This is a genomic window from Desulfobulbus sp., assembly GCF_030824455.1.
Taxonomy (GTDB): Bacteria; Desulfobacterota; Desulfobulbia; order Desulfobulbales; family Desulfobulbaceae; genus Desulfobulbus.
On record NZ_JAVBXR010000032.1, the window covers coordinates 33208 to 55337 of the forward strand.

At 60.5% G+C, this 22130-nt stretch carries 18 protein-coding genes and 2 riboswitches; of the genes, 9 read left to right on the forward strand and 9 right to left on the reverse strand.

Annotated elements, in window-relative coordinates:
• Nucleotides 1–136: 136 nt before the first annotated feature.
• From RCH93_RS05505 to RCH93_RS05535, 7 genes are all read left to right on the forward strand, one after another.
• On the forward strand, nt 137–1969 hold the full coding sequence (locus tag RCH93_RS05505) for a DNA topoisomerase IV subunit B (RefSeq protein ID WP_306547323.1): 1833 nt from the start codon (nt 137–139) through the stop codon (nt 1967–1969).
• Nucleotides 1966–3987, forward strand: a complete 2022-nt coding sequence (locus tag RCH93_RS05510) for a DNA topoisomerase IV subunit A (protein WP_306547324.1) — start codon at nt 1966–1968, stop codon at nt 3985–3987. The genes RCH93_RS05505 and RCH93_RS05510 overlap by 4 nt, the downstream gene beginning before the upstream one ends.
• A gap of 86 nt (nt 3988–4073) precedes the next feature.
• Complete coding sequence (locus RCH93_RS05515; protein WP_306547325.1) at nt 4074–4574, forward strand: NAD(P)H-dependent oxidoreductase subunit E; 501 nt, start codon at nt 4074–4076, stop codon at nt 4572–4574.
• Complete coding sequence (locus RCH93_RS05520; protein WP_306547326.1) at nt 4561–6183, forward strand: NuoF family protein; 1623 nt, start codon at nt 4561–4563, stop codon at nt 6181–6183. The genes RCH93_RS05515 and RCH93_RS05520 overlap by 14 nt, the downstream gene beginning before the upstream one ends.
• Nucleotides 6180–6923: a bidirectional hydrogenase complex protein HoxU gene (gene hoxU / locus RCH93_RS05525; RefSeq protein ID WP_306547327.1), complete on the forward strand. Its 744-nt coding sequence runs from the start codon at nt 6180–6182 to the stop codon at nt 6921–6923. Before RCH93_RS05520 ends, hoxU begins: the two co-directional genes overlap by 4 nt.
• Entirely contained in the window at nt 6920–7453 is a 534-nt protein-coding gene (locus RCH93_RS05530) for an NADP oxidoreductase (protein ID WP_306547328.1), read from the forward strand. The genes hoxU and RCH93_RS05530 overlap by 4 nt, the downstream gene beginning before the upstream one ends.
• 9 nt (nt 7454–7462) lie before the next feature.
• Nucleotides 7463–8884, forward strand: coding sequence for a Ni/Fe hydrogenase subunit alpha (locus RCH93_RS05535; protein WP_306547329.1), 1422 nt, complete (start codon nt 7463–7465; stop codon nt 8882–8884).
• Nucleotides 8885–8919: 35 nt separating this feature from the next.
• On the opposite strand, the gene RCH93_RS05540 is transcribed toward RCH93_RS05535, so the two are convergent.
• The 8 genes from RCH93_RS05540 to RCH93_RS05575 all read right to left on the reverse strand — a co-directional run bounded on the left by RCH93_RS05540 (nt 8920) and on the right by RCH93_RS05575 (nt 19175).
• Nucleotides 8920–10956, reverse strand: a complete 2037-nt coding sequence (locus RCH93_RS05540) for a TonB-dependent siderophore receptor (protein ID WP_306547330.1) — start codon at nt 10954–10956, stop codon at nt 8920–8922.
• Between the two features lie 108 nt (nt 10957–11064).
• A complete protein-coding gene (locus tag RCH93_RS05545) occupies nt 11065–12180 on the reverse strand; it encodes an energy transducer TonB (RefSeq protein WP_306547331.1) in 1116 nt (371 codons plus the stop codon).
• Between the two features lie 155 nt (nt 12181–12335).
• A riboswitch (cobalamin riboswitch) is annotated at nt 12336–12520 on the reverse strand.
• 155 nt (nt 12521–12675) lie between these two features.
• Nucleotides 12676–14838: a TonB-dependent receptor gene (locus RCH93_RS05550; RefSeq protein WP_306547332.1), complete on the reverse strand. Its 2163-nt coding sequence runs from the start codon at nt 14836–14838 to the stop codon at nt 12676–12678.
• Nucleotides 14839–15112: 274 nt separating this feature from the next.
• Nucleotides 15113–15295: riboswitch (cobalamin riboswitch) on the reverse strand.
• A 100-nt stretch (nt 15296–15395) separates the two neighbouring features.
• The gene (locus tag RCH93_RS05555) at nt 15396–15650 is read right to left on the reverse strand and encodes a cytochrome c3 family protein (RefSeq protein ID WP_306547333.1); all 255 of its coding nucleotides are present in this window, start codon (nt 15648–15650) and stop codon (nt 15396–15398) included.
• Nucleotides 15647–16318: an ABC transporter ATP-binding protein gene (locus RCH93_RS05560; RefSeq protein ID WP_306547334.1), complete on the reverse strand. Its 672-nt coding sequence runs from the start codon at nt 16316–16318 to the stop codon at nt 15647–15649. The genes RCH93_RS05555 and RCH93_RS05560 overlap by 4 nt, the downstream gene beginning before the upstream one ends.
• Nucleotides 16319–16321: 3 nt before the next feature.
• Nucleotides 16322–17479: an ABC transporter permease gene (locus RCH93_RS05565; RefSeq protein ID WP_306547335.1), complete on the reverse strand. Its 1158-nt coding sequence runs from the start codon at nt 17477–17479 to the stop codon at nt 16322–16324.
• Between the two features lie 56 nt (nt 17480–17535).
• Nucleotides 17536–18522, reverse strand: coding sequence for a class 1 isoprenoid biosynthesis enzyme (locus RCH93_RS05570; protein ID WP_306547336.1), 987 nt, complete (start codon nt 18520–18522; stop codon nt 17536–17538).
• Entirely contained in the window at nt 18519–19175 is a 657-nt protein-coding gene (locus tag RCH93_RS05575; protein ID WP_306547337.1) for a class I SAM-dependent methyltransferase, read from the reverse strand. Before RCH93_RS05575 ends, RCH93_RS05570 begins: the two co-directional genes overlap by 4 nt.
• 394 nt (nt 19176–19569) lie before the next feature.
• On the opposite strand from RCH93_RS05575, the gene RCH93_RS05580 reads away from it, so the two are divergent.
• Entirely contained in the window at nt 19570–20286 is a 717-nt protein-coding gene (locus tag RCH93_RS05580; protein ID WP_306547338.1) for a sulfite exporter TauE/SafE family protein, read from the forward strand.
• A gap of 125 nt (nt 20287–20411) precedes the next feature.
• Entirely contained in the window at nt 20412–21740 is a 1329-nt protein-coding gene (locus RCH93_RS05585; protein WP_306547339.1) for an HD-GYP domain-containing protein, read from the forward strand.
• A 133-nt stretch (nt 21741–21873) separates the two neighbouring features.
• On the opposite strand, the gene RCH93_RS05590 is transcribed toward RCH93_RS05585, so the two are convergent.
• Nucleotides 21874–22130, reverse strand: a 257-nt coding sequence (locus tag RCH93_RS05590; RefSeq protein ID WP_306547340.1) for a TOBE domain-containing protein, incomplete at its 5' end; no start/stop codon positions are given.

The window sequence follows — 22130 nt, forward strand, 5'->3', positions numbered from 1 at the left end:
CACCTAGAATAGGGCCACAGCGCGCTTTTCTTTGACTTGACGGAACGAGGTCAGTACAGTGCGGCGCTGCCGATGTTTATCCCTGTTTCTGCATTTTTTGAGCAACAGTCCAACCCCCCATCCACCTGACGCAACCATGACCGAGCACCAATACGACGAATCCAAGATCAAAACCCTCAGTTCGCTGGAGCACATCCGCAAACGGCCGGGCATGTACATCGGCCGTCTGGGCGACGGTTCGCATCCGGACGACGGCATCTACATCCTCCTCAAAGAGATCCTGGACAATGCGGTTGACGAGTTCATCATGGGCCACGGCAAGCGGGTCGACATCCATGTCGGCGACGACGGCCTCTGCCGGGTGCGCGATTACGGCCGCGGTATCCCGCTGGGCAAGGTGGTGGAATGCGTTTCGGTGATCAACACCGGCGCCAAGTACAACACCGATGTTTTTCAATTCTCGGTCGGCCTCAACGGCGTCGGCACCAAGGCGGTCAACGCCCTCTCAGCCCGGTTTACGGTCACCGCCTTCCGCGACGGCTGCTACAAGACGGCGGTCTTTGCCCAGGGCGTGCTCCAGAGCGAGGAAGAAGGCGAGACCAAGGAAAAGAACGGCACCCTGGTGGAGTTCCTCCCCGACGGCGAGAGCTTTGCCCAGTACCGCTACGACCCGCAATACGTGGAGCAGCGGCTGTGGCGCTACGCCTACCTCAACGCCGGCCTCAGCCTCTACCTGGACGGAACCCTGTTTTTTTCCAAAAACGGGCTGCTTGATCTGCTTGATCGCGAGGTCAGCAGCGAGCGCATCTACCCGCCGGTCCATTTTGCCGACAAGGCCCTGGAATTCGCCTTCACCCACACCGACGACTACGGCGAGTCCTATTTTTCGTTTGTCAACGGCACCTACACCAGTGAGGGCGGCACCCATCTTTCCGCCTTTCGCGAGGGCATCCTCAAGGGCATCAACGAGTTTACCGGCAAGAAATTCAACGGCCTCGACGTCCGCGACGGCATTGTCGGCATCCTGGCGGTCAAGGTGCAGGAACCGGTGTTCGAGTCGCAGACTAAGAACAAGCTCGGCAACACCGACATCCGCACCGGCATCGTCAACACGGTCAAGGACGCGGTGGCCACCCATCTGTACAAGTACCCGGAGACCGCCGAGGTCTTTGTCGACAAGGTGCAGCGCAACGAGCGGGTGCGGCGCGAACTGCAGTCGGTGCGCCGCGACGCCAAGGCCAAAGCAAAAAAAATCGCCTTCAAGATCCCCCAGCTCAAGGACTGCAAATACCATCCCTCGCGCGGCAACGCCTCCAAGGCGGGCCGCGAGAACATGCTGTTCATCACCGAGGGCCAGTCCGCCGCGGGCTCGATCGTCAGCGCCCGCGATCCCATGACCCAGGCGGTGTTCAGCCTCAAGGGCAAGCCGCTCAACGTGCTCGGCCAGCGGCTGGACGTGCTCTACAAAAACGAGGAGATGTACTCGTTGATGCAGGCGCTCAACATTGAGGAATCGATCAACGACCTCCGCTTCGACAAGGTCATCCTGGCCACCGACGCGGATGTGGACGGGCTCCACATCCGCAACCTGATGCTCACCTTTTTCCTTCATTATTTCGAGCTGCTGGTCAAACATGAGCGGGTCTACATCCTGGAGACGCCGATCTTCCGGGTGCGCAACAAGGAAAAGACCATCTACTGCTATTCCGACCAGGACATGGAGGCGGCCATCCAGACCCTCAAGGCCAAGAGCAAGGCCGACCGCTCGATTGAAATGACCCGTTTCAAGGGGCTGGGCGAGATCTCGCCGCCCGAATTCAAGCAGTTTATCGGCGCGGACATGCGCATCAAACAGGTGCGGATTGACTCCTTGAGCGAGGTCAGCCGGGTGCTGAAATTTTACATGGGCAAGAACACCCCGGAACGGAAACAGTACATCATGGACCACCTGATCGTGAGGCCGGTATGAGCGAGACCGTTGAGCCGCAGCGCGGCAAACTGCACCAACTGTTCGACACCAATTTCCTCGACTACACCTCCTACGTCATCCGCGAGCGGGCCATCCCGGACGTCGACGACGGCCTCAAGCCGGTGCAGCGGCGGCTGCTGCAGACCCTGCACAACATGGACGACGGCCGCTTCCATAAGGTGGCCAACGTGGTCGGCGAGACCATGAAGCTGCATCCCCACGGCGACCAGTCGATCTTCGACGCCCTGGTCAACCTGGCCAACAAGGGCTATCTGGTGGATCGGCAGGGCAACTTCGGCAACATCTTCACCGGCGATCAGGCCTCGGCCCCCCGGTACATCGAGTGCCGTTTGTCGCCGCTGGCGCGCGAGACCCTGTTCAACAAGGAACTGACCGAATTCATCGACTCCTACGACGGCCGCATGCAGGAGCCGGTGCGGTTGCCGGCCAAGATTCCGCTGTTGCTGCTGCTGGGGGCCGAGGGCATTGCCGTGGGCATGGCCACCAAGATCATGTCGCACAACTTTTCCGAACTGCTCCAGGCCCAGATTGACTACCTGCGCGGCAAGGAATTCATCCTCTATCCCGACTTCCTCCGGGGCGGGATCATCGACGTCGCCGACTACAATCACGGCAACGGCCGCCTGCTCTGCCGGGTGAAGCTGGAGCAGCCAGATTCGAAAACCATTGTCATCACCGAGCTGCCCTACAACATCACCACCCAATCGCTGATCGAATCGATTGAAAAGGCGGCCAAGGCCAACAAACTGAAAATCGCCTCGATCAACGACTACACCGCCGAGAAGGTCGAAGTGGAAATCAAGCTGGCGCGCGGCGTGCTGGCGGAAGAAACCATCGACGCCCTGTACGCCTTCACCGATTGCGAACTGAGCGTCTCGCCCAGCCTGATATCCATTGAAGAGAACATGCCCCGGCAGCTCGAGGTCGAGGAGGTGCTCAGGCGCAACACTGACCGGCTGGTGGTGAATCTGGAACGCGAGCTGCGCATCGAGCTGGACCGGCTTGAGGAAAAATGGCACGCCCGCAAGCTCGAGCAGATTTTCATTGAGGAGCGGCTCTACAAGCAGATCGAGGAGAAGACCAACTACAAGGAGGTGCTGGCCACCGTGCGCCTGGGCCTGGAGCCCTTTGCCGGGGAGTTGAAGCGCAAGCTCACCGGCGAGGACGTCGAGCGGCTGCTGGAGATCAAAATCCGCCGCATCTCGCGCTTTGACATCAACCGCCAGCAGAAGGAGCTGCGCGAGATCGAGAAGGCGATTGCCCAGATCAAAAAGCATCTGACCGACATGATCGGCTTCACCATCGGCTACATTGAGGATTTGAACGCCAAGTACGGGCCGATGTTTCCCCGCAAGAGCGAGTTGCGCTCCTTTGACGAGGTCGACGCCCGGGCGGCGGCCCTGTCCAACCTGACGGTCGGCTATCACCGCGAGACCGGCTTTGTCGGCCACAAAATCAAGGCCGAGGAGGCGAGCGCCGACATCGAACTCTGCTGCTCCGAATACGACCGGCTGTTGTTGATCTTCAAAGACGGCCTGTACAAGGTGGTTCCGGTCCCGGACAAGCTCTTTGTCGGCCCGGAGTTGTACTGGATGGGACTGGTGAAAAACGATCTGGTGTTTAACCTGATCTACCGCCACGGCCCGGAAAACCTCGCCTACATCAAACGCTTCGCCACCCCGAAATTCATCCTCAACCGCGAATACCGGTTGTTCGAGGCGGACAAGCGCTCCACCATTCTCCTGCTGCTGCTGGGCAAGGAAGGGGTGCGGGTGCGGGCCAGTCTGGCTCCGTCGGCGCGCGCCAAATACAATGCTGTGGAACTTGACCTGGACGACTGCCTGATCAAGGGCGTCAGCGCCAAGGGCAAACGGATCGCCAATCGCGCCGTGCGCCGCGTCTCCGACATCACCGGCAGCCCCAAAAAACCGGCGGTCAGCCCCCTGGAGCTGCCGGGCTTTGGCGGCGGTGGCGGCGGGGAGAAGAAGGAGGAGTAGCCTGCAACAAAAAATCGGGCCTTCTGTTGTTGAACAGGGTATCTTGCCAGTGCGGTCACACGTCCTTTTTTGAAAGGAGACAACGCATGCCCACCCCGCCTTCCGACCTTCATCTCCAAGACAAACGCTGGGAAACCATCGACAGGGTCATGCGACGCCATGATTTCCGGCAGGACGCCCTGATCGAAACCCTGCACGCGGCCCAGGACGCCTTTGGCTACCTGGACGCCGACACCCTCAGGCACATCGCCGCCCGCCTCAAAACGCCGCCCAGCAAGGTGTACGGCGTTGTCACCTTTTACAACCATTTCAAAACCAAACCCAAAGGCGAACACACCCTGGTTGTTTGCACCGGCACTGCCTGTCACGTCAAGGGCAACGACCGGGTGCTCGCCTGGATGGAGGAGCACTACCAACTCAAACCCGGCGACACCACGACCGACAACCGGATTTCCCTGCTTGAGGTGCGCTGTGTCGGCGCCTGCGCGTTGGCCCCGGTCGTCATTGCCGACGGCAGCATTATCGCCAAAAAGAGCTTGGCGGAATCCACCGCAATGATCAGGGAGTGGCTGAATGACGCAGCGTGAAGCATTGCAACAGCAGGCGGAACAACGGCAGCAGGTTCTGGACGCTTTTTCCCATCACCTGCTGGTGTGCGCCGGCCTGGGCTGCCTGCACAATGACGAAATCATCAAGGCGCTGCGAAAGGAAATCGCCGCGCAAGGATTGGAACAACAGATCCTGGTGAGAAAGGCGGGCTGCATGGGCCTTTGCGCCCTGGGACCGCTGGTCCTGGTTCTGCCTGATGCGGTGTATTACCAGACCGTCACCCCGCAGGACGCAGGCGAAATTGTCGCCGCGCTGGGCAAAGAGCCGGTGCAACGGTTGCTGTTGCCTGCAGATCTTCCTTTTTTCAGCAAACAGCAAAAAAAGGTGCTGGCCCTTTCCGGCCGCATCGATCCGGAAAACATCGACGATTACCTGGCGGCGGGCGGCTACGCCTCGGCCGTGAACGCGATTACGGCGATGAGCCCGCCGGAGATCCTTCGCATTGTTGGGGAAAGCGGACTGCGGGGGCGCGGCGGCGCCGGGTATCCCACCGGCCTGAAATGGGCGACGGTGGCCCAGGCCGCAGGCGAGAGGAAGTATCTGATTTGCAACGCCGACGAGGGCGATCCCGGCGCGTTCATGGATCGCTCGGTGCTTGAAAGCACCCCCCACGCGGTGCTGGAAGGGATGCTGATCGCCGCCTACGCAGTGGGCGCGCATACGGGGTTTATCTATGTGCGGGCCGAATATCCGCTGGCGGTGAAACGGCTGCAACTGGCCATCCGCGAAGCCGAACGAAATCGCCTGCTGGGCCAGGGCGTCTGCGGGACCTCCTTTGATTTTACCGTGCAGCTCCGGCTGGGCGCCGGGGCCTTTGTCTGCGGCGAGGAAACCGCCCTGATCGAATCCATCGAAGGCCGGCGCGGCACGCCTCGGCCCAAGCCGCCCTATCCCGCGGAAAACGGACTCTGGGGCAGCCCCACCTTGATCAACAATGTCGAAACCTACGCCAACATCCCGTTGATCATTGCACGCGGCGCGGCCTGGTTTGCCGCCCAAGGCACAGAACAGAGCAAAGGGACCAAGGTGTTTGCCCTGACCGGAAGGATCAAACATGCCGGTCTGGTCGAAGTTCCCATGGGCATGACGCTGCGTGAAATCGTCTTTGAGATCGGCGGCGGCATCCCCGACGGACACGCCTTCAAGGCGGTGCAGACCGGCGGCCCCTCGGGGGGCTGCATCCCGGCGGAACACCTGGACGCGCCGATCAGTTACGAAAGTTTGAGCGCCTTGGGATCAATCATGGGCTCAGGGGGGATGATCGTGATGGACGACACCTCGAACATGGTCGACATTGTCAAATATTTCATGGAATTTTGCATGGAAGAGTCCTGCGGCAAATGCGTTCCCTGCCGGGTGGGCACGGCGCAGATCCACAGCCTGCTGCAGAAATTCTGTGATCGCCAGGCCTCTGCCGACGATCTTGCCGCTCTGGAGACGCTCTGCGATCTGGTCAAGACCACCAGCCTCTGCGGTCTTGGCCAATCGGCGCCCAATCCGGTTCTCAGCACCCTTAAATATTTTCGTCAGGAATACCTCGACCGGATGGCGGATCCCAGCGGTCCGCACCAGGAGGGCCAGCTATGACGCCCATACCTCCCCATCCCCCGGAGACCGCACAGACGCTCAACCTGACCATCAACGGCCGCCAGGTTAGCGCCCAAGCCGGGGAGACCATCCTTGAGGCGGCGCGAGCAAACGACATTTTCATCCCGACGCTCTGCTTTCTCGAAGGGCTTTCCGCTCAAGGTTCCTGTCGGCTGTGCATGGTGGAAATCGCCGGCAGCGCGAAACTGCATCCCGCCTGCGTCACCCGCATCCAGGAAGGCATGGAGGTGACCACAGAGACCGAGCGGCTGCGCGATTATCGCCGCAACATAATCGAGCTGCTCTTTTCCGAGCGCAACCACGTCTGCGCGGTCTGTGTGGCGAGCGGCCATTGCGAACTGCAAGATCTGGCCAGCGAGCTCGGGGTCGACCACATCAGTTTTCCCTGCCGCTATCCGACTCTGGCCGTTGACGCCTCGCACCGCCGCTTTGTCCTGGACCACAACCGCTGCATCCTCTGCACCCGCTGCGTCCGGGTGTGCGCCGAGATTGAAGGCGCGCACACCTGGGATGTGAAAAATCGCGGCATCCGCAGCCTGATTATGGCGGATTTCGACGCGCCCTGGGGCGACTCGGAAACCTGCACCGGATGCGGCAAGTGCGTCCATGTCTGCCCGACCGGAGCCTTGTTTGAAAAGGGCCTGGCTGTAGCCGAAATGCGGAAACAACGACCGGCGTTGCCCACGCTGGTTGCTAATCGCGCCACGGAGCAAAGATGAAAAAATTGCGGTTTGCAACCCTCTGGCTCGACGGCTGCTCCGGCTGCCACATGTCGTTGCTCGACCTGGACCAACGCCTGCTCGATCTGGCCGACATGGTCGATTTTGTCTACAGCCCGCTGGTTGATGTGAAGATCTTCCCCGAGGGGGTGGACGTCGCCTGTGTTGAAGGCGCGGTCAGTTCCGCCGAGGATGAGGAAAAGCTGCGCATGGTGCGGCGGCGAACCGGCCTGCTGATTGCGCTTGGCGACTGCGCTGTCACCGGCAACATTCCGGCGATGCGCAACGTCTTGGGCGGCCAAAAAATTCTGCAGGGCGTCTACCTCGAACGGGAACACCTCAACGCCCAAATCCCTGCAAGCCATCTGCCGGCATTGAACGAACACGCCCTGCCGCTGCACCGGTTTGTTCCGGTGGATTTTTTTATCCCCGGATGCCCGCCCTCCGCCGACACCCTCTTTGCCGCGCTCGGCGCGCTGGTTGCAGGCCGCGCCGTCGATCTGCCTGCACTCACCCGATTTGGCGCCTAGGAATCTGCCATGGAACAGCGCATCGTTATCGAGCCGATCACCCGCATTGAAGGCCACGCCCGGATCAGTCTGCTGCTTGATTGCAACGGCGCGGTCCATGACGCCCATTTCCAGGTCACCCAGGTGCGGGGGTTTGAACAATTCATCGTCGGGCGACCCTTTTTTGAAATGCCGGCGCTGACGGCGCGCACCTGCGGCATTTGCCCGGTCAGCCACGCACTGGCCTCGGCCAAGGCCTGCGATCAGTTGCTGGCGGTCGCCATTCCCCCCACCGCGAAAAACCTGCGGCGGATCTTGAATTTTGGCCAAATCATTCAATCTCACGCCCTCAGCTTTTTCTACCTTGCCGCCCCGGATCTGCTGCTCGGGATGGATCATCCGCCGGAGACGCGAAATTTCTTTAACATCGCCAAAATCGAGCCTCAGTTTGCCCGCGACGGCATCAGGTTGCGCCAATTCGGTCAGCAGGTCATTGAGCGGCTTGCCGGACGACGGATTCATCCCACTTGGGTGGTCCCCGGAGGGGTGAATGCGCCCCTGCAGCAAACAGCGCGGGACGCCATTCTCAGCGAGATCCCAGAAATCAAGGCGCTGGCGGCCAACCACCTGGTTCGATTGAAACAATCCCTGGAACAGTACGAGGAATACATCCGCATTTTTGCCCGCTTTCCCAGTCTCTTTCTCGGCCTGACCGACAAGGCCGGCCGGCTTGAATATTACGACGGCGGGGTGCGGATTATCGACGCCCAGGGCGCTGCGGTTGCCGACGGCCTCGCTGCTGGAGACTATCAAACCTACATCGGCGAGGCGGTGGAGCCGTGGACCTTTCTCAAATTCCCCTATTACAAACCGCTCGGCTACCCCGGCGGCATGTACCGGGTGGGACCGCTGGCCCGGCTGAACATCGCCGCCGCCTGCGGCACTGAACTGGCCGACCGGGAACTGACCGCCTTCCGCAGCCTGGATGCAGGGCCGGTGAGCAGTTCCTTTCATTACCATTACGCCCGGCTGATCGAAATGCTGCACGCGGTGGAAATGATTGAACTGCTGTTGACCGACCCCACCATCCTTGATCCCCATGTCCGGGCCGAGGCCGGGCTCAACAACCGGGAAGGGGTCGGCATGACCGAGGCCCCGCGCGGCGTCCTGATCCATCATTACAAGGTTGACGAGGACGGCTTGATTGAGTGGGCCAATCTGATCATTGCCACCGGCCACAACAATCTGGCCATGAACAAAGGCATCCTCCAGGCCGCTCAGCACTACCTCACCGGCGGCCGCTTGCACGAAGGGTTGCTCAACCGGATTGAGGCCGTCATTCGCGCCTTTGATCCCTGCCTGGCCTGTTCCACCCACGCTGTGGGCGCCATGCCGCTGGTGGTGGAATTGGTTGCTCCGGACGGGGAGATCGTCGCGCAGATCTGCCGCTAATCGATGGGAAAAACATTCGTCCCACCAGGGCGTCGTCAGAAACGGTAGGTGAGACCGACGCGGTAGTTGCGCTCGGGCATGAGGTAGCCGCGCACCCATTCCACCTCCTGGTCAAAGAGGTTGAGGACGCTTCCCTTGACTTCCCAGCGCTCGGCAAAGCGATAGCGTAGGGTCAGATCCCAGTAATCGAAGCTGCTTTTTTCCTCAACAGACGAGGGATACGTGTCCCAATTGTCAATGGTCTGCGGCCCTGCCAGGGTGTGGCTGAGTTGGGTCCCGAATCCCTGATAGTTCAGATCCAAGCCGGATTTCAGCTCGTAATCCGAGATGTACTTGAGGTCGGCGCCGTCGTCGTCTTCCTTGACGGCGTTGAACGTCATGTTCGACCACAGCGAGGCGGCAAAGGGCAGATGCAAGGTTTTGCCCGCCGCCCATTCGACCCCGATTTCGTACCCGGCTATTTTGGCGTCGCCGGCGAGGTTGTCATAGGTGTAGGCCCCGAGCGCGTCGGAGTAGTAGCGCTCGATCCTGTCCTGGTAATCGGTGTGAAAATAGCCCGCCTTCAGGGTCAGCGGATCATGGAAAATGTCGAAACCGAGGTCGTAAGTCCTGCTGGTTTCCGGCTCCAGGTTTGGATTGCCGACAAAGCGGCTGCCTGCGTGCACGTAATCGGCGGCCAACTGATCCGCGGTGGGCGACTTGAATCCTTCGCCCAGATTGGCCCGGATCCGAAGCAACTCGTCGAAAAATTTAACCCCAGCGCCGATTTTTGGTGAAAGATGGGTGTAGTCTTCCGATTTTTCGTCAAAATCGGTGAAAGCGCCGGTCTCTCCCTGATGCGTGCCGACCTCAAAACGGTCGTACCGGGCGGCGGCAATCAGGTTGACCCGGTTGTTCAGGAGGTCGAGCGAGTCCTGCACGAAAACAGCTTGGTTGTCAAAATCAAGGCCGGGCGAGGAGGGCGTTTCCGGCGAATAATTGGCATAGGCGGAGGTCTTTCTCTCCAGACTTTCCAGGGTGAAACCAAGCAGCAGGGTGTTCCAGGCGTTCATCTTCCAGCTGAGCTGCTGATCGGTTCCCAGGGTTTCATCGACATATTTGGTTTGATCCGAATCAGGATCAACCGCTCCCCAGTTCCATTGGTTTTTATCCCAGAGAAAGTAGGCCATCCCCTTCCAGTGGAGTGTGCCGCCCAGATAATCGCCGTTGTATTCCAGGTCGGTGTAGCCCGTGCTTTTGTCGCTGTCCTGGCTGGTTGATTGGTCGTAGGAGGAATAGGTGGCATACCCGTCCCAGGCTGGATTTTCCCCGTTCAGGTCGGCATAGTTGCCGCCCAGGCGCAGTTCGTGGTTGTCGTTGAAGGTGTAGATGAAATTGCCGCCGACATTTTTTTTGGTCTCGCCCGAATTAAACACCTGGCCAAAGGTCGGGTCGGAATAATCGTCGCTGCCCTCGGCGCTGGTTGCGGCAAAGAAGCGGAATTTTTCGTTAACCTCGCCGCCGGCGCTGACCAATCCCTTGTAGCTCTCAAAGTTGCCGACCTCGGCGCCGACGGACCCGCCCAGTTTGCCGTCGCCCTTTTTGGTGATCAGATTGACGACCCCGCCCATGGCCGACGAGCCATAGAGCGCGGAGGACGGGCCCTTGATAACCTCAACCCGCTCGATCCGGTCGAGATTGAGCTTGGCCGCGTTGCCGGTGCCGACGCGATGGCCGTCAATCAGGATCAGGACCGAACCGTTGAGGTCCATGCCCAGGGTGTCGGTGCGAAAGCCCCGCAGGCCGATGGCGCTGTCCATGCCGCTGTACTTGTGGAGATGGGCGGGCACGTATTTGGCGATCAAATCGCTGACGTCGGCGGCGCCGGACATCTCGATCTGGTCGCTGGTAATCACCTGGGTGGAGACCGGCACGTCGATGGGACGCTCCTCGGTGCGGCTGGCCGTGACCACCATCTCCTCAGCGAGTTGCGCGGCCAGCTCGTCCTCGGCTCCGGCAGGCGGGGCCGCCAGCGGCGCCAGCGCCAGGGCGAACAGCATAGGGTTCAGGCGGATGCGGCTTGCGGTGTTCACGGTTTGTTCTCTCCTTGTGCTTGGTTTTGAACGCTCTCAACGACGAAGCGGTATTGGGTATCGGCAATCTATGGGCAATCCATGGGCAAGCCGAGGCGGTTTGCGCCGTTATTGCAGTTTGAAGGAAATCGTCTGCTCGACCAGGGCCTTGACCGCCCGGCCGCCGACGGTTCCAGGTTTGAAGCGCCATTCGTGCATGCAGCGCAGGACGCTCTGTTCAAAAACATCCTTGGGCTCGGCGTCCAGGATCGTGACCTGATCCACATGGCCCTGTTCGTTGACCACAAATTTGACCTTGATCCATCCTTCGGTGTTGCGTTGCTTGGCGGCACGGGGATAGACCGGCGGGGTTTTGGTCAAGGCGGTCAGCGGGCCGTCGAGCTGGCCGGCGGTGAACAATCCGCCGCCGTTTGCCCCTTGATGCTTGGCGGCGGCTTGCCCCTGGCCGGATTTCGCCGTTGCGCCGGGATGGGCTCCGGCCTCTGCGTCTGACTGTGCGTCTGCGTTTGCACCTGCAGCGTTTGCGTTGTTTGCCGCGCTGTTTGCCGAACCTGCCGAACCTGGCGAACCTGGCGATAACGACGCACTGGCTGCCGTCGATTCCGGGTGTTGATCCTTGGCAACGAGGGGGGAGCGCTCAACCTCCTGAACCTGCTCGGTGATTGCAGAGGGGATTGGTTGCTTGGCATCCGCTGGCGGCGAAGGTTCTTTGAATTTGGGGACGATTTTTCGCTGGTGAGGCGCTGGTTGGGTGATCGCTTTTTTTGCGGCGACAACCGTCTTTTTGGGGACCGTGGTCACAGGCGGGGACTGTTGTGCGGCATCGGCGGTATCGGCGCCATCGGCCGAATCCCCGCCATCGACCGCATCTCCGGCCAGGGCTGTTGTTGATCCAGTCATGATGATCGAACAATCCAGCGCCGGCGGCGGTTGCGTCTGGTCGGCATAGTGGCTGAAGAGAAAGGCGGCCAGGACAACCACAGCATGGAGCAGCAGCGAATAACGAGCGGCCTTGCTCTGGTCTCGCAGGCCTGTTGCCGCGCTGTGGGCGCCGTCAACCGCGCCCTGTTCTTCAGGCGCGAAGGGGAAAAGGAAGGCTGGGGAAACGGCTGGACCCGATGGCCGCGTTGTTGTCGGCTCCAGGTCGCTGGAAGAGACTCGGCCGCCGTCAATCGGCAACCCGATGCACTGCAGGAGGGGGAATGTATCTTGGTTCCTTTGCATGAGTTCCTCGCACCAATGGAGTGGGGGAGGCGAAAACAAAGGATGGCCGGGTTAGGTGCGGTCGGGCAAAAAAAATCCCGGATCGAAAAAATCGATCCGGGATAGCCCTTTTATCCGCAGAAATACTATAAACCGGGTACGCCGCCGTCCTCGCAGTCGTCTCCTGACATTCAGGCAGGTCTTCTGACTCCCGGTTCATTCTACTGGCTGCGTCTTCCCGACTTTTTGGTCAGTGACATTATGTGCAGCGCTCGTCCCCGGTTACAGCGGCGGGCCCGTCCCCGATTTGCACGAGGTTCCCTTTGAAGTTCTTGCGAACACCTGAACTGTCCGACATAGAACCGATGGCGTAAAAATTGTCAAGAGAAACGACGCAATGGGTTCGCTCCCCGCGTCCAGGGCGCCGCCTTGCCGATTGCGCAAAAAAACGGCCTGCGGGGTGGTGCGGCATGCCGCAGGCCAGCCATTGCAACCGGAATGCGCCATTGATCCGGTTTAAAATTTCACGCTGAGGCCGGCTTCAACATACACCCCGTCCAACACATAGTAGGCGGTTTTGGGGGAACCGTTGACCCCGGTCAATTCGCCGTCGCTGTTGATGGCCCGCTCCACGTCCTCGTCCAGGATGTTTTTGCCGAGAATCCAGACCTTGTATTTGTCCCAGGAGTAGGAAACCGAGGCGTCGAAGGTGGTTTTCGACGGATAGGTCAGGCGGTTGGTGTAATCGAGGTAGTATTCGCCGCAGACAACCGTGTCCAGGCTGGCCTTCCACCCGGCCCAGGGATAGAAATCGAGCCCGATGCGGCCGGTCCACTCGGGGATGCCGTTGACCTGATAGCCGTCGAGATCGGCGCTGACCGTGGCGTTGGACGGGTGCTCCTTAATCCGGGCCGTGCCCGAGGTCCACTCGGCCTGGATATAGGCGCCGGAGAGGCGATAGCCCAACCAATCCAGGGGCCGGCCGTCAAGCTCCGCCTCCACCCCGTAGGTTTCGGCGTCGCCGGTGTTTTTCTGTCCCATGTATTCGCCGTCTTCATAATAGCCGCCGAATTTGTCCGCCGTTTCGGCAAAATAGGTGGTCAGGGCGATGTTGAGCGACCGTCCCAGATGATGCTTGTACCCCACCTCATAGGTCAGGGATTCTTCCGGTTGCAAATCTTCCGGAAGGTTGTTGGGGCTGCCGTAACTGGCCGCCCAGTAATAGTATTGGGGCGAGGGAAACCAGTAGTTGCGGCCCACCGAAAAATAGAGATTGGCGTCGGCCGTCAAATGATAGGAAGGGGCCACGGTCCAACTCCACATGGTGTCTTCGATGTCCAGCCGAATTGGTTCCTTGGTTTCAAAGGTCATGTCCACCTGATCCACCCGGTTGCCGATCTTCAGGCCCCAATGATCATTGAGCAGCAAGTCGTTGTCCCAATACAGCCCGGTGGTGGTTTCCGCCAGGTCAACGTCGGCTTTGGCCTTGGCGCTTCTGTTGCTCGCCGCAGTGAGCCGCGGATCGTAGGGATAGAATTTTCGCTGGGTAAAATCCACCTCCTCCACGTTCACGCCCACGGAGGGCGTGTAATCCAGCGCGCCGAAATCGAGCCGATAGCCGCCCGCAAGCGATGCGGTGTAGGTGTTTTGGACGCGGTCGTCCCAGTCGCCACGGGCCTTGGAGGTGGAGGTGTAGAGATCCTGGTTGTCGAAGTAGACCTCGTTGTAGTGGGTGTAGGCCAGCGTGCCGTCCATGAACAGTTGCGGCCCGTTGTGCGCAAAATCAAGCGCGTACACCCCGGAATCCTGCTCCTTGGTGTTGTGCCAGACCAGTCTGGGGTCGGTTTCCGATTTGGGGAAATGACCGTCTCTGCGGTAATTGTCCAATTGCCACTGATATTTGGCTAAATCGTAGGCCGTGTCGCTGTCCAGACTCACCCAGTTGCCGCGCACCCCGATGCGGGTTTGTTCCGACAGATTGTACCCCAATTTCAATAATCCAGCGGCGCGCTCGGTTGCCTCTTCTTCGTAGCCGTCGGTGTGAAAAAAATTGAGGTCGGCAAGATAATCCCACTGATTGAGCCTGCCGTCGACGCCGCCGGAGAGGTTGGAGGTTCCCCAGGAACCGTAACTGGTCGAGAGGTGTCCATTGGCCGGCTTGTCGTCCTGCCCCTTTTTGGTGATCACGTTGATGACGCCGCGCGCCGCGCCCGGCCCATAGGCAATTCCGGCTGAGCGCAGCACCTCGACGCGTTCAATCTGCGAGACCGGAATGATGTCCAGTTCCTCGCGGCGGTAGTTGCCGTAATTCTGGGCCACGCCGTCGATCAGGATCACCGGGCCGCCGGCCATGGAGCTGCGCGTGCCGCGAATCGACAACGACGAACCGTTGGCCGAGGTGTTGTAGACGCCGGGGATGCGCTCCAGTGCCTCGGTGATGTTCTTTGCCCCCATCTGTTCCAGGTCCTCGGCGGTGATCACCGAGATGCTGGCCGGCGTATCCACCAGTTTGCTCTTGCTGGTGGATGTGACGACCATCTCCTCCAACACGTGGGGCGCCTCCTCGGATTGATCGGCCATGCCGGCCCGAGGCGCCAGCACAAGCATCCCTGCCGTTGCCCAAAGCCCGACCCGTCGTGCTGTTTCTCCCCGGTAACGATTGTTTTTGCCTGTCTTCATTGTCTTCTCCTGGGTTGATGGATTGTGCGAATTGATCGACAACAAAACGGCGGTTGGCAAGCTGCCGCGCGGCCGTTGCTGTTCTCTGCGATCAACATTCCAGAAGAGGCGCCGAGGCCATTGGGAGGGCCTGGCCGGCTGGGGATGACGCCAAAAAGAAGGAGACGAGGGGGAATCCATGGACAAAAAAAATCCCGGATCGAAATAAATCGATCCGGGATAGCCCTAATTTATCCACAGAAACACTCTACTGGGTACGCCGCCGTCCTCGCAGTCGTTGCCTCAACGTCCAGGCAGGTCTTCTGACTCCCGGTTCTCCCTACTGGCTGCGTCTTCCCGACCTTTTGGTCAGTGACATGGTGCAGCGGTCGTCCCCGGTCACAGCGGCGGGCCCGTCCCCGATTTGCACGGGGTTCCCTATAAAGTTCTTGCGAACACCTGAACGGGCGAAGATAGAACCTGCGGGGTGCAAAAAGTCAAGCAAAGAACCGCTGCGGGATTATTTCATGCGTGCGCCCCCGGGTTCCGCTGCATCGGCTTGCCGCCGGCGCAATGTCTTATGTTACCGGGTCGTTATGGCATTTGAGGCAGCCCTTGAAGGTGGGGTGCGAGGTTGTGGGGGCCTCGCCGGAGGTGTTTTTCGGCGAATGGCAATCAAGGCACTCGCTGTCTTCCTTGATCGAATCGAAGTGAATATCCGGATAGTTTTTGGTTGAGGGGCCGTGCATGCCCAGATAGCGGCGATAGGCGCAGCCGGCGGAGGTTGCGACAACCGCCAGCAGCAGCAGGGTCAGCACTCGTTTTTTCATCATGGTTTTTTCTCCATTCTTCCGTCTTTTAACGCCATCACCGTGTCGGTCATGGCCATCAATTCCTGATCATGGGTGGCAATGACCAGGATCGTTCCCTGGGTGCGGCAGAGGGAAAACATCAGCTCCATCAGCTGTCTGCCGTTGCTCGAATCTAGGCTGGCGGTGGGTTCGTCGGCCAGCAACAGGGCCGGTTGGTGGGCAATGGCCCGGGCAAAGGCGATCCGTTGCGATTCGCCGCCGGACAGTTCCGCCGGCAAGGCCTGCTCATAACCGGCGAGGCTGAAAGTCGCCAGCAATTCTTCAATGCGTCGTTGTTGCGCTGTGCCGCGAATATCGTTGAGTTCGAGCGGAAACTGCAGATTTTCAGCAACCGTCAGCCAGGGCAGGAGGTTGCCGGCCTGGAAGACAAAGCCGACCTCACAACGCCGAAACAGGGTCCGTTGCCGGGGGCTGAGGGTGCAGATGTTGACGCCGTTGTAGACCACGGCCCCGCTGTCCGGGACTTCCAGGGCGCCAATGCAGTTGAGCAGGGTTGTTTTTCCAGAACCCGAACGCCCCGCCAGAATGACGCCCTTTCCCTGTTCCACTGAAAAAGAGATGTCGGTCAAGGCCGAGATGTGGCCGCGTCCGGAAACGAAGTGCTTGGAGAGCGCCTGAATTTCGAGCATGGCTCAGACGCTCCTGAGGATGTCCGCCGGATTTTTGCGGACTATCGCGGCAATCGGCCAGATCGCGGCCGCCAGGCCAAAGACCACGGCGGCAAGCGGCGGGGTGAACAGCGCCAGTGCAGTGAGGCGTGGATAGAGCACGCCGGACACCGAAAAATACTGGTTGTGGGAGGTGAAGGCGCTGATGTCGATGCCGATCTGGGCAAAGACGGCGACTGTCGCCGCGCCAACCAGGGTCCCGACAACGGCGGCGGCAACCGTCAGCATGCCGATCTGGGCGACCAGGAGCAGGGCGGTGTCGCCGGAGAGGAGGCCCATGGCCTTCATGATCCCGTGTTCGCGGAGATTTTTCAGGGTGAAAATGAGAAAGGCGCAGGAGATGCCCACGGAAACAATGGCAAACACCAGGGTGACGACAATCGCCATGCAGATGGAGTCCAGATCGATCAACTGCTTCAGGTCGGGCATGAACTCGGTCCAGGGAGTGAAGACGGCCGAGGGCAGCAGGCGCCGGTATTGGGCGGCGATGGCCTCAAGCGGCGCATCGGCCTGTAAAAAGACGGCGATCGAGAGCTCGGTCGGGCCCGTGGGCAAAACCCCCACCGGGCAAAAGGCCAAGCCCTGATCCAGTTGGGTGATTCCGGTTTTATAGACGCCTGCCACGGTCAGCGGTTTGACGGCTGCGCCCTGGGGATTGACGAGAGTGACCCGGCTGCCTACGCTCAGCTGCAACCGTTTGGCCGTTTCCTGGCTGAGAAAAAGCGCCTCCTCATGGGCGGTAGGAAAGGCGCCGGCCACGGTTTTTTTCCAGTAGGCGGTTGTCGCTTGTTCCTGCGCCGGGTCAACGCCCATCAGCAGAACCGGCTCAAGGCGCCCATTTGCGCTGAGCAGCGCCTGCTGCTGCCGCCGGACCAGCACCTGCTTGACTCCGGGCAACTGAGGCAGCGGCGCGTCGGCTTCGCGAATGCCGCTGCCGGCGATATGGCCGGAGAACAACCCGGTGGAATTGCGAATCATGGCGTCGTTGGTGCCAACCGCCAGGGCCGAGAGAAAGACCAGGGCCGCCACCGCTGAAACGACCATGAACGAGAGCACCGCCGTGGTCCGCCAGGAGCGCCAGAGCATAAGCCCGGCAATGTTGCACAGAAAGGTGAGCCGCATGGCGCCGCAATGTCCTTGGTTTTGCCGAAGTTCTTGGTTTTACTTGAGGCCTTGTTTTACTTGAGGGCAACGCCGATTCGGTCGGCAATAAAAAGGGCTGCCGGGCGGACCAGCCCCTGGTGTTTGTCGAAAAACAGCATGCGCAGGCCGTTCTCCAGGGACGCCATGGCCTCGGCTTGCATCCGGGAGGCAAATTCCGGCCAAGCCGCGTAGAAGCGGTCGGGGGTTTGCGCCGTTGCCAGTTCGGCTTGCACCTGGCGCCACAGCGCCGGCGGCTCCCGGTGAACAAGCACCGAGGCCACATAGTTGTGCCGTCGCTCCCGGACGTCGACGAACAGATCGACAAGGTCGTCCAGGATCTGGCAGCCGATGCCGATCTGGTACAAGGCCTCCTGCGCCGCGAGGGCCTCCGGCGTGGTCGTGTCCTCGAACAGGGCTGGAATCGCCCAGGTGGATTGAAACAGCACCCCGGTTTTGAAGTGATGGATTTTTTGCAACACCACGTCCGGCTCCAGCCGCCCTTCAATGCCGCCTTCTTCCGCAGCTTCCTGCGCCCCGCTTTGGGTCAGGGCTTGCAGAGACGCGGCGCTGGCCTGCAGCGCCAGGGCAACCGGCAGGTCGTGGTTGCGGCAATGGGTGGTCACCAGCGCGAACAAAACTCGATCCGCCACCATAATGTCAAGCACGGAGCGAAAACGATGCGCCTTCGGCGGCAGATCGGTTTCCAGGGTGATCTTGTATTCGTCGTCGAGCAGGTTGTCGCAACCGGTGACCATGCCCCGCAGGCATTGATTGACGGCGGCGTAGAGCGTGCGCCGCTCGGGCGGAACGCCGATTCGGTAGTAGGAATAGAGGAACAGGGTCGAGAAAAAATTGCGCGACAGGGAAAAGGTCGCCTGATCCGGGGGCGTCAGCTGAATCGGGCCGCCGTCGAGGATGGCCGCGGCTGCCTGCCAGAAATGTTCAAGCCCGGTTCGAAGTTCGGATTCCAGGGCGGCGATGTCGCGCGCAGCGTGGCCGATGACGGCAAATGGATGGTTCACAGGGGCTTGCTGGTAGAGAACAAGGCAATGTAGCCAAAATAGTGGGCCACGCTTTGCGGCGGCAGAAACCCGGCCTCAACCATCAATTCCGGCAGCACGCCGCGGATGTTTTCCCCGATCTGCGGCTGCATCAGGAGCCAGCGCGAGGCGTGGGAAACCAGCGCGCCCAGCAGGGTGGTCGGTTTGTGCATGTCGGCAATCACCAGCCTGCCGCCGGGTTTGAGCACCCGGAAGGCTTCCCGCAGGCTCTGCTGCTTCAGATCCAGAGGCACGTGATGGTAGAAGAGGCTGGAGATCACGGCGTCAAAGGAGGCGTCGGCAAAATCGAGGCGTTCTGCGGCCATGGCCTCGAACCGGCAATGGGGAGCGCCCCGTTTTTCCCGTGCGGCTTCAATCATCTTGCCGGCCGCGTCGATGCCGGTGACGCAGCCGCCCAGGGCCGGGTCCAGCAGGCGGCTGATTTTCTCGCACAGCAGACCGGTGCCGCAGCCCAGGTCGAGGATGGCGTCGGCCGGTTGGGGGGTCAGGGTTTGAATGAGGGTTTGATCGTACTCGGCCTGTTTGTTCAACAGGCAAAGCGGCTCGAGGAGATCATAGACCGGAGCGGCGTAATCCAGGGTGCGGCCACGGGTGGGGATGGATTGAATGGTCATAGGGAACGTCCCTGCGTGCGTTGAAGTTGATGGTGAAAGCGGGTTGATGGTGCAAGCGGACCAAGCCCGACTGGCTGCGGTAATACGTCCACAGTGTAGCAGATCAAGATGAAGAATTCATGAAGACGGCTATGATGTTCGGCCAATTGGTTCGGCCAGTCAGGCTGCAGGGAGCGGAGCGCGTTTAGCCGCCTCGAGCTACCTCGAGCCGCTTCAATCGATTCAAAACCTGAAGCCCTCCTCGCCGGTCGGCTGTTTTTTGCCGCGGCCTGGATTTTTCCAGCGATTTTCTTGCGGTTTTAGGGCATAAGCGATGTCAATGCGATGTCAAGCGTCTTGCTCGTTCCCGCCGTCCTTGATCCCAACCTTTCCCGCTTGGAGCCGGAAACCGCCGATGACCACTTTTTTTCTTGCCGGCCTGATTTTTCTGGTTGCCGGCGTTGTCCAGGGCTTGACCGGTTTTGGCGCCGGCCTGCTGGCGATTCCGCTGCTCTGCCTGATTATGGACGTCAAGCTGGCGGTGAGCGTGTGCATTGTCAGCACCCTGGCCATCTCCACCACCATGGCCTATGACCTGCGCCATTATCTCGATTATCGTAAAATCCTGCCGTTGCTGCTCGGCTCGCTGCCGGGGAGCGTTGTCGGCACGCTGCTGCTCAAGGGGGTTGATCCGCTGCTGATCAAAACCCTGCTGGGCCTGCTCCTGATCGGCGTCAGCGGTTTTAATCTGGCGTTCAAGCCCAGACCGGTCAATCCCAAGGTTGGCTGGGGCTACGCGGCCGGATTTCTTTCCGGGGCCATCAACGCGACCGTGGCCGCCGGAGGGCCGCCGGCCATCATCTACACCACCCTGCACGACTGGAAAAAAGAGGAGATCAAGGCCACGCTCACCGGATTTTTCATGCTCAACGGCTATTTCACCGCCAGCGTGCACGCCGGCAACGGCATGATCGGCAAAGACGCGCTGGGCTATTTTGCGGTCACCCTGCCGTTTGTGTTGGCGGGCACGGCGCTTGGGTCGCGGATTACCGGGCGGATCAACCGCCGCCTCTATCTGCAGATTGTCTATGGGTTGTTGGCGGCCTTGGGCGTGCTGATGCTTGTCGGCTAACCAAAACCTGTTCCGCCATTTTACGCAACGCGCGGGAACGCCCAAGCCGCAACCGCGTCAACCTATGCCTTCCCGCGCCATTGCAGGCAACCCAGAGTAAACGATACACCCCCTTGGAGTCGACCATGGCCCAACCCCGCCCTGTTTCCCTGCAGACCTTTGTCTATCGGACCTTAACGCTTCGTCTGGCCTTGATGGCCGTCGTGATCGGTCTGCTGACCTGTGTGGCGGTGTATATCGTCGAGCGGCAGAACCTCAGGTCCATGGTGGTCGAAGAGACCCGCGCCGAGATTCAGCTGCTGATCGCGCGCACCCTGCAGATCATCAAGGATCAGGGTGGCGAACATCGGGCGGCCTTTCACCGCGCCCTGGAGGAACGGTTGTCGGTGCAGGTGAAGCCGCGCGATGGCGAGTTTGTCTACGTCTGCTTTTACGAGACCGCCGCGCAGGAGAGCGAAGAACGCGTCGCCGACGCCTATGCGCTGATCGATCCGGTTGTGCAGTTTGCCCGCGCGCAACCCCGGGTGGCTCCAGAGAACGGAGAAACGGCCAAGGTCGTCATGCTGGGCGACCGGCTGCATGTGTTTGTGGTCACGCCGTTAACCGATCCCTTAGAGCGAACCATAGGCTACGCCCAGGCCGTGTTCGCGCCCTCCGAAGCGGCCCGGCTGGCCTTTCAGGACAAACTGCGGCGGGGCGTGGTGCTGGCGCTTTTGATTGTGGTTGCCACCAGCGGCCTGCTCTACCCGGTTATTCTCCGCTTGGTGGGCAAATTGACCATCCTGTCGCGCAATCTGCTGGCGGCCAATCTCGATACCCTTTCCCTGTTGGCCAGCGCCATTGCCAAGCGCGACAGCGACACCGACCTGCACAATTTTCGCGTCACCCTGTATGCGGCGCGGCTGGCTGAAGCGCTCCGTCTGCCGGACAGCGCGATGCAGACCCTGATTAAAGGCGCCTTTCTCCATGACGTCGGCAAGATAGGGATTCGCGACGATATTCTCCTCAAAGCCGGCGGGCTGGACGCAGAAGAATTTTCCCTGATGCAGGAACATGTGCAGCACGGACTGGACATCATCCAAGGGTCGGTGTGGCTCAATGACGCCGCCCTGGTGGTCGGGGCACATCATGAAAAATTTGACGGCAGCGGCTACCCCGAGGGGTTGGCCGGCAAGGCGATTCCGTTGCCGGCCCGGATCTTTGCCGTTGCCGACGTCTTTGACGCGCTCACCTCCAGGCGGCCTTACAAAACGCCGCTGTCCTACGAGGCCTCGATGGCGATTATTCAGGCGGGCAGCGGTTCCCATTTTGATCCGGAGATTGTGGACGCCTTTGTCGCCCTGGCAGAGGGGTTGCACCGCGCCTATTCAGGGCAAGACGACCGACGGCTGCGCGAAGAACTGCAAGCAGTTGTTGCCCGCTATTTCAGCGAAGGCGAGATGCTGTTGGATTGAAGGGCGGCGGCTGTGCCTGGGCGGCGGGGAAGCGGGCAGGGCGCGCCGTGTAGTTGCCGTTTGCCCGTTCATCTGCAGGAAATGCAGGGCGTTGGTTGTGCAGGCTTTGCTTTCGCTTGTTGGTTTGACTCGCTCAAGCGGCGTCGAGTAGGGTGATCGCGTCGGCTGCAAAGCGCACCCGCACCGTGGCCCCGATCTGCGGAGCGCACTGCTGGTAACTGGCCCGATCCATGAGGGCCGCCAGCAACACCCCGATATTGACCACCACCCGGATTTTGTCCCCCTCGGCCATGGCGAGAACAACCGTGCCGACGATGTCGAGGCCGCTCTTCGGCGGGGCGTCCGGGCGGCAGAGCGTGATTTTTTCGGGATTGATGTGGAGGCGGCCGC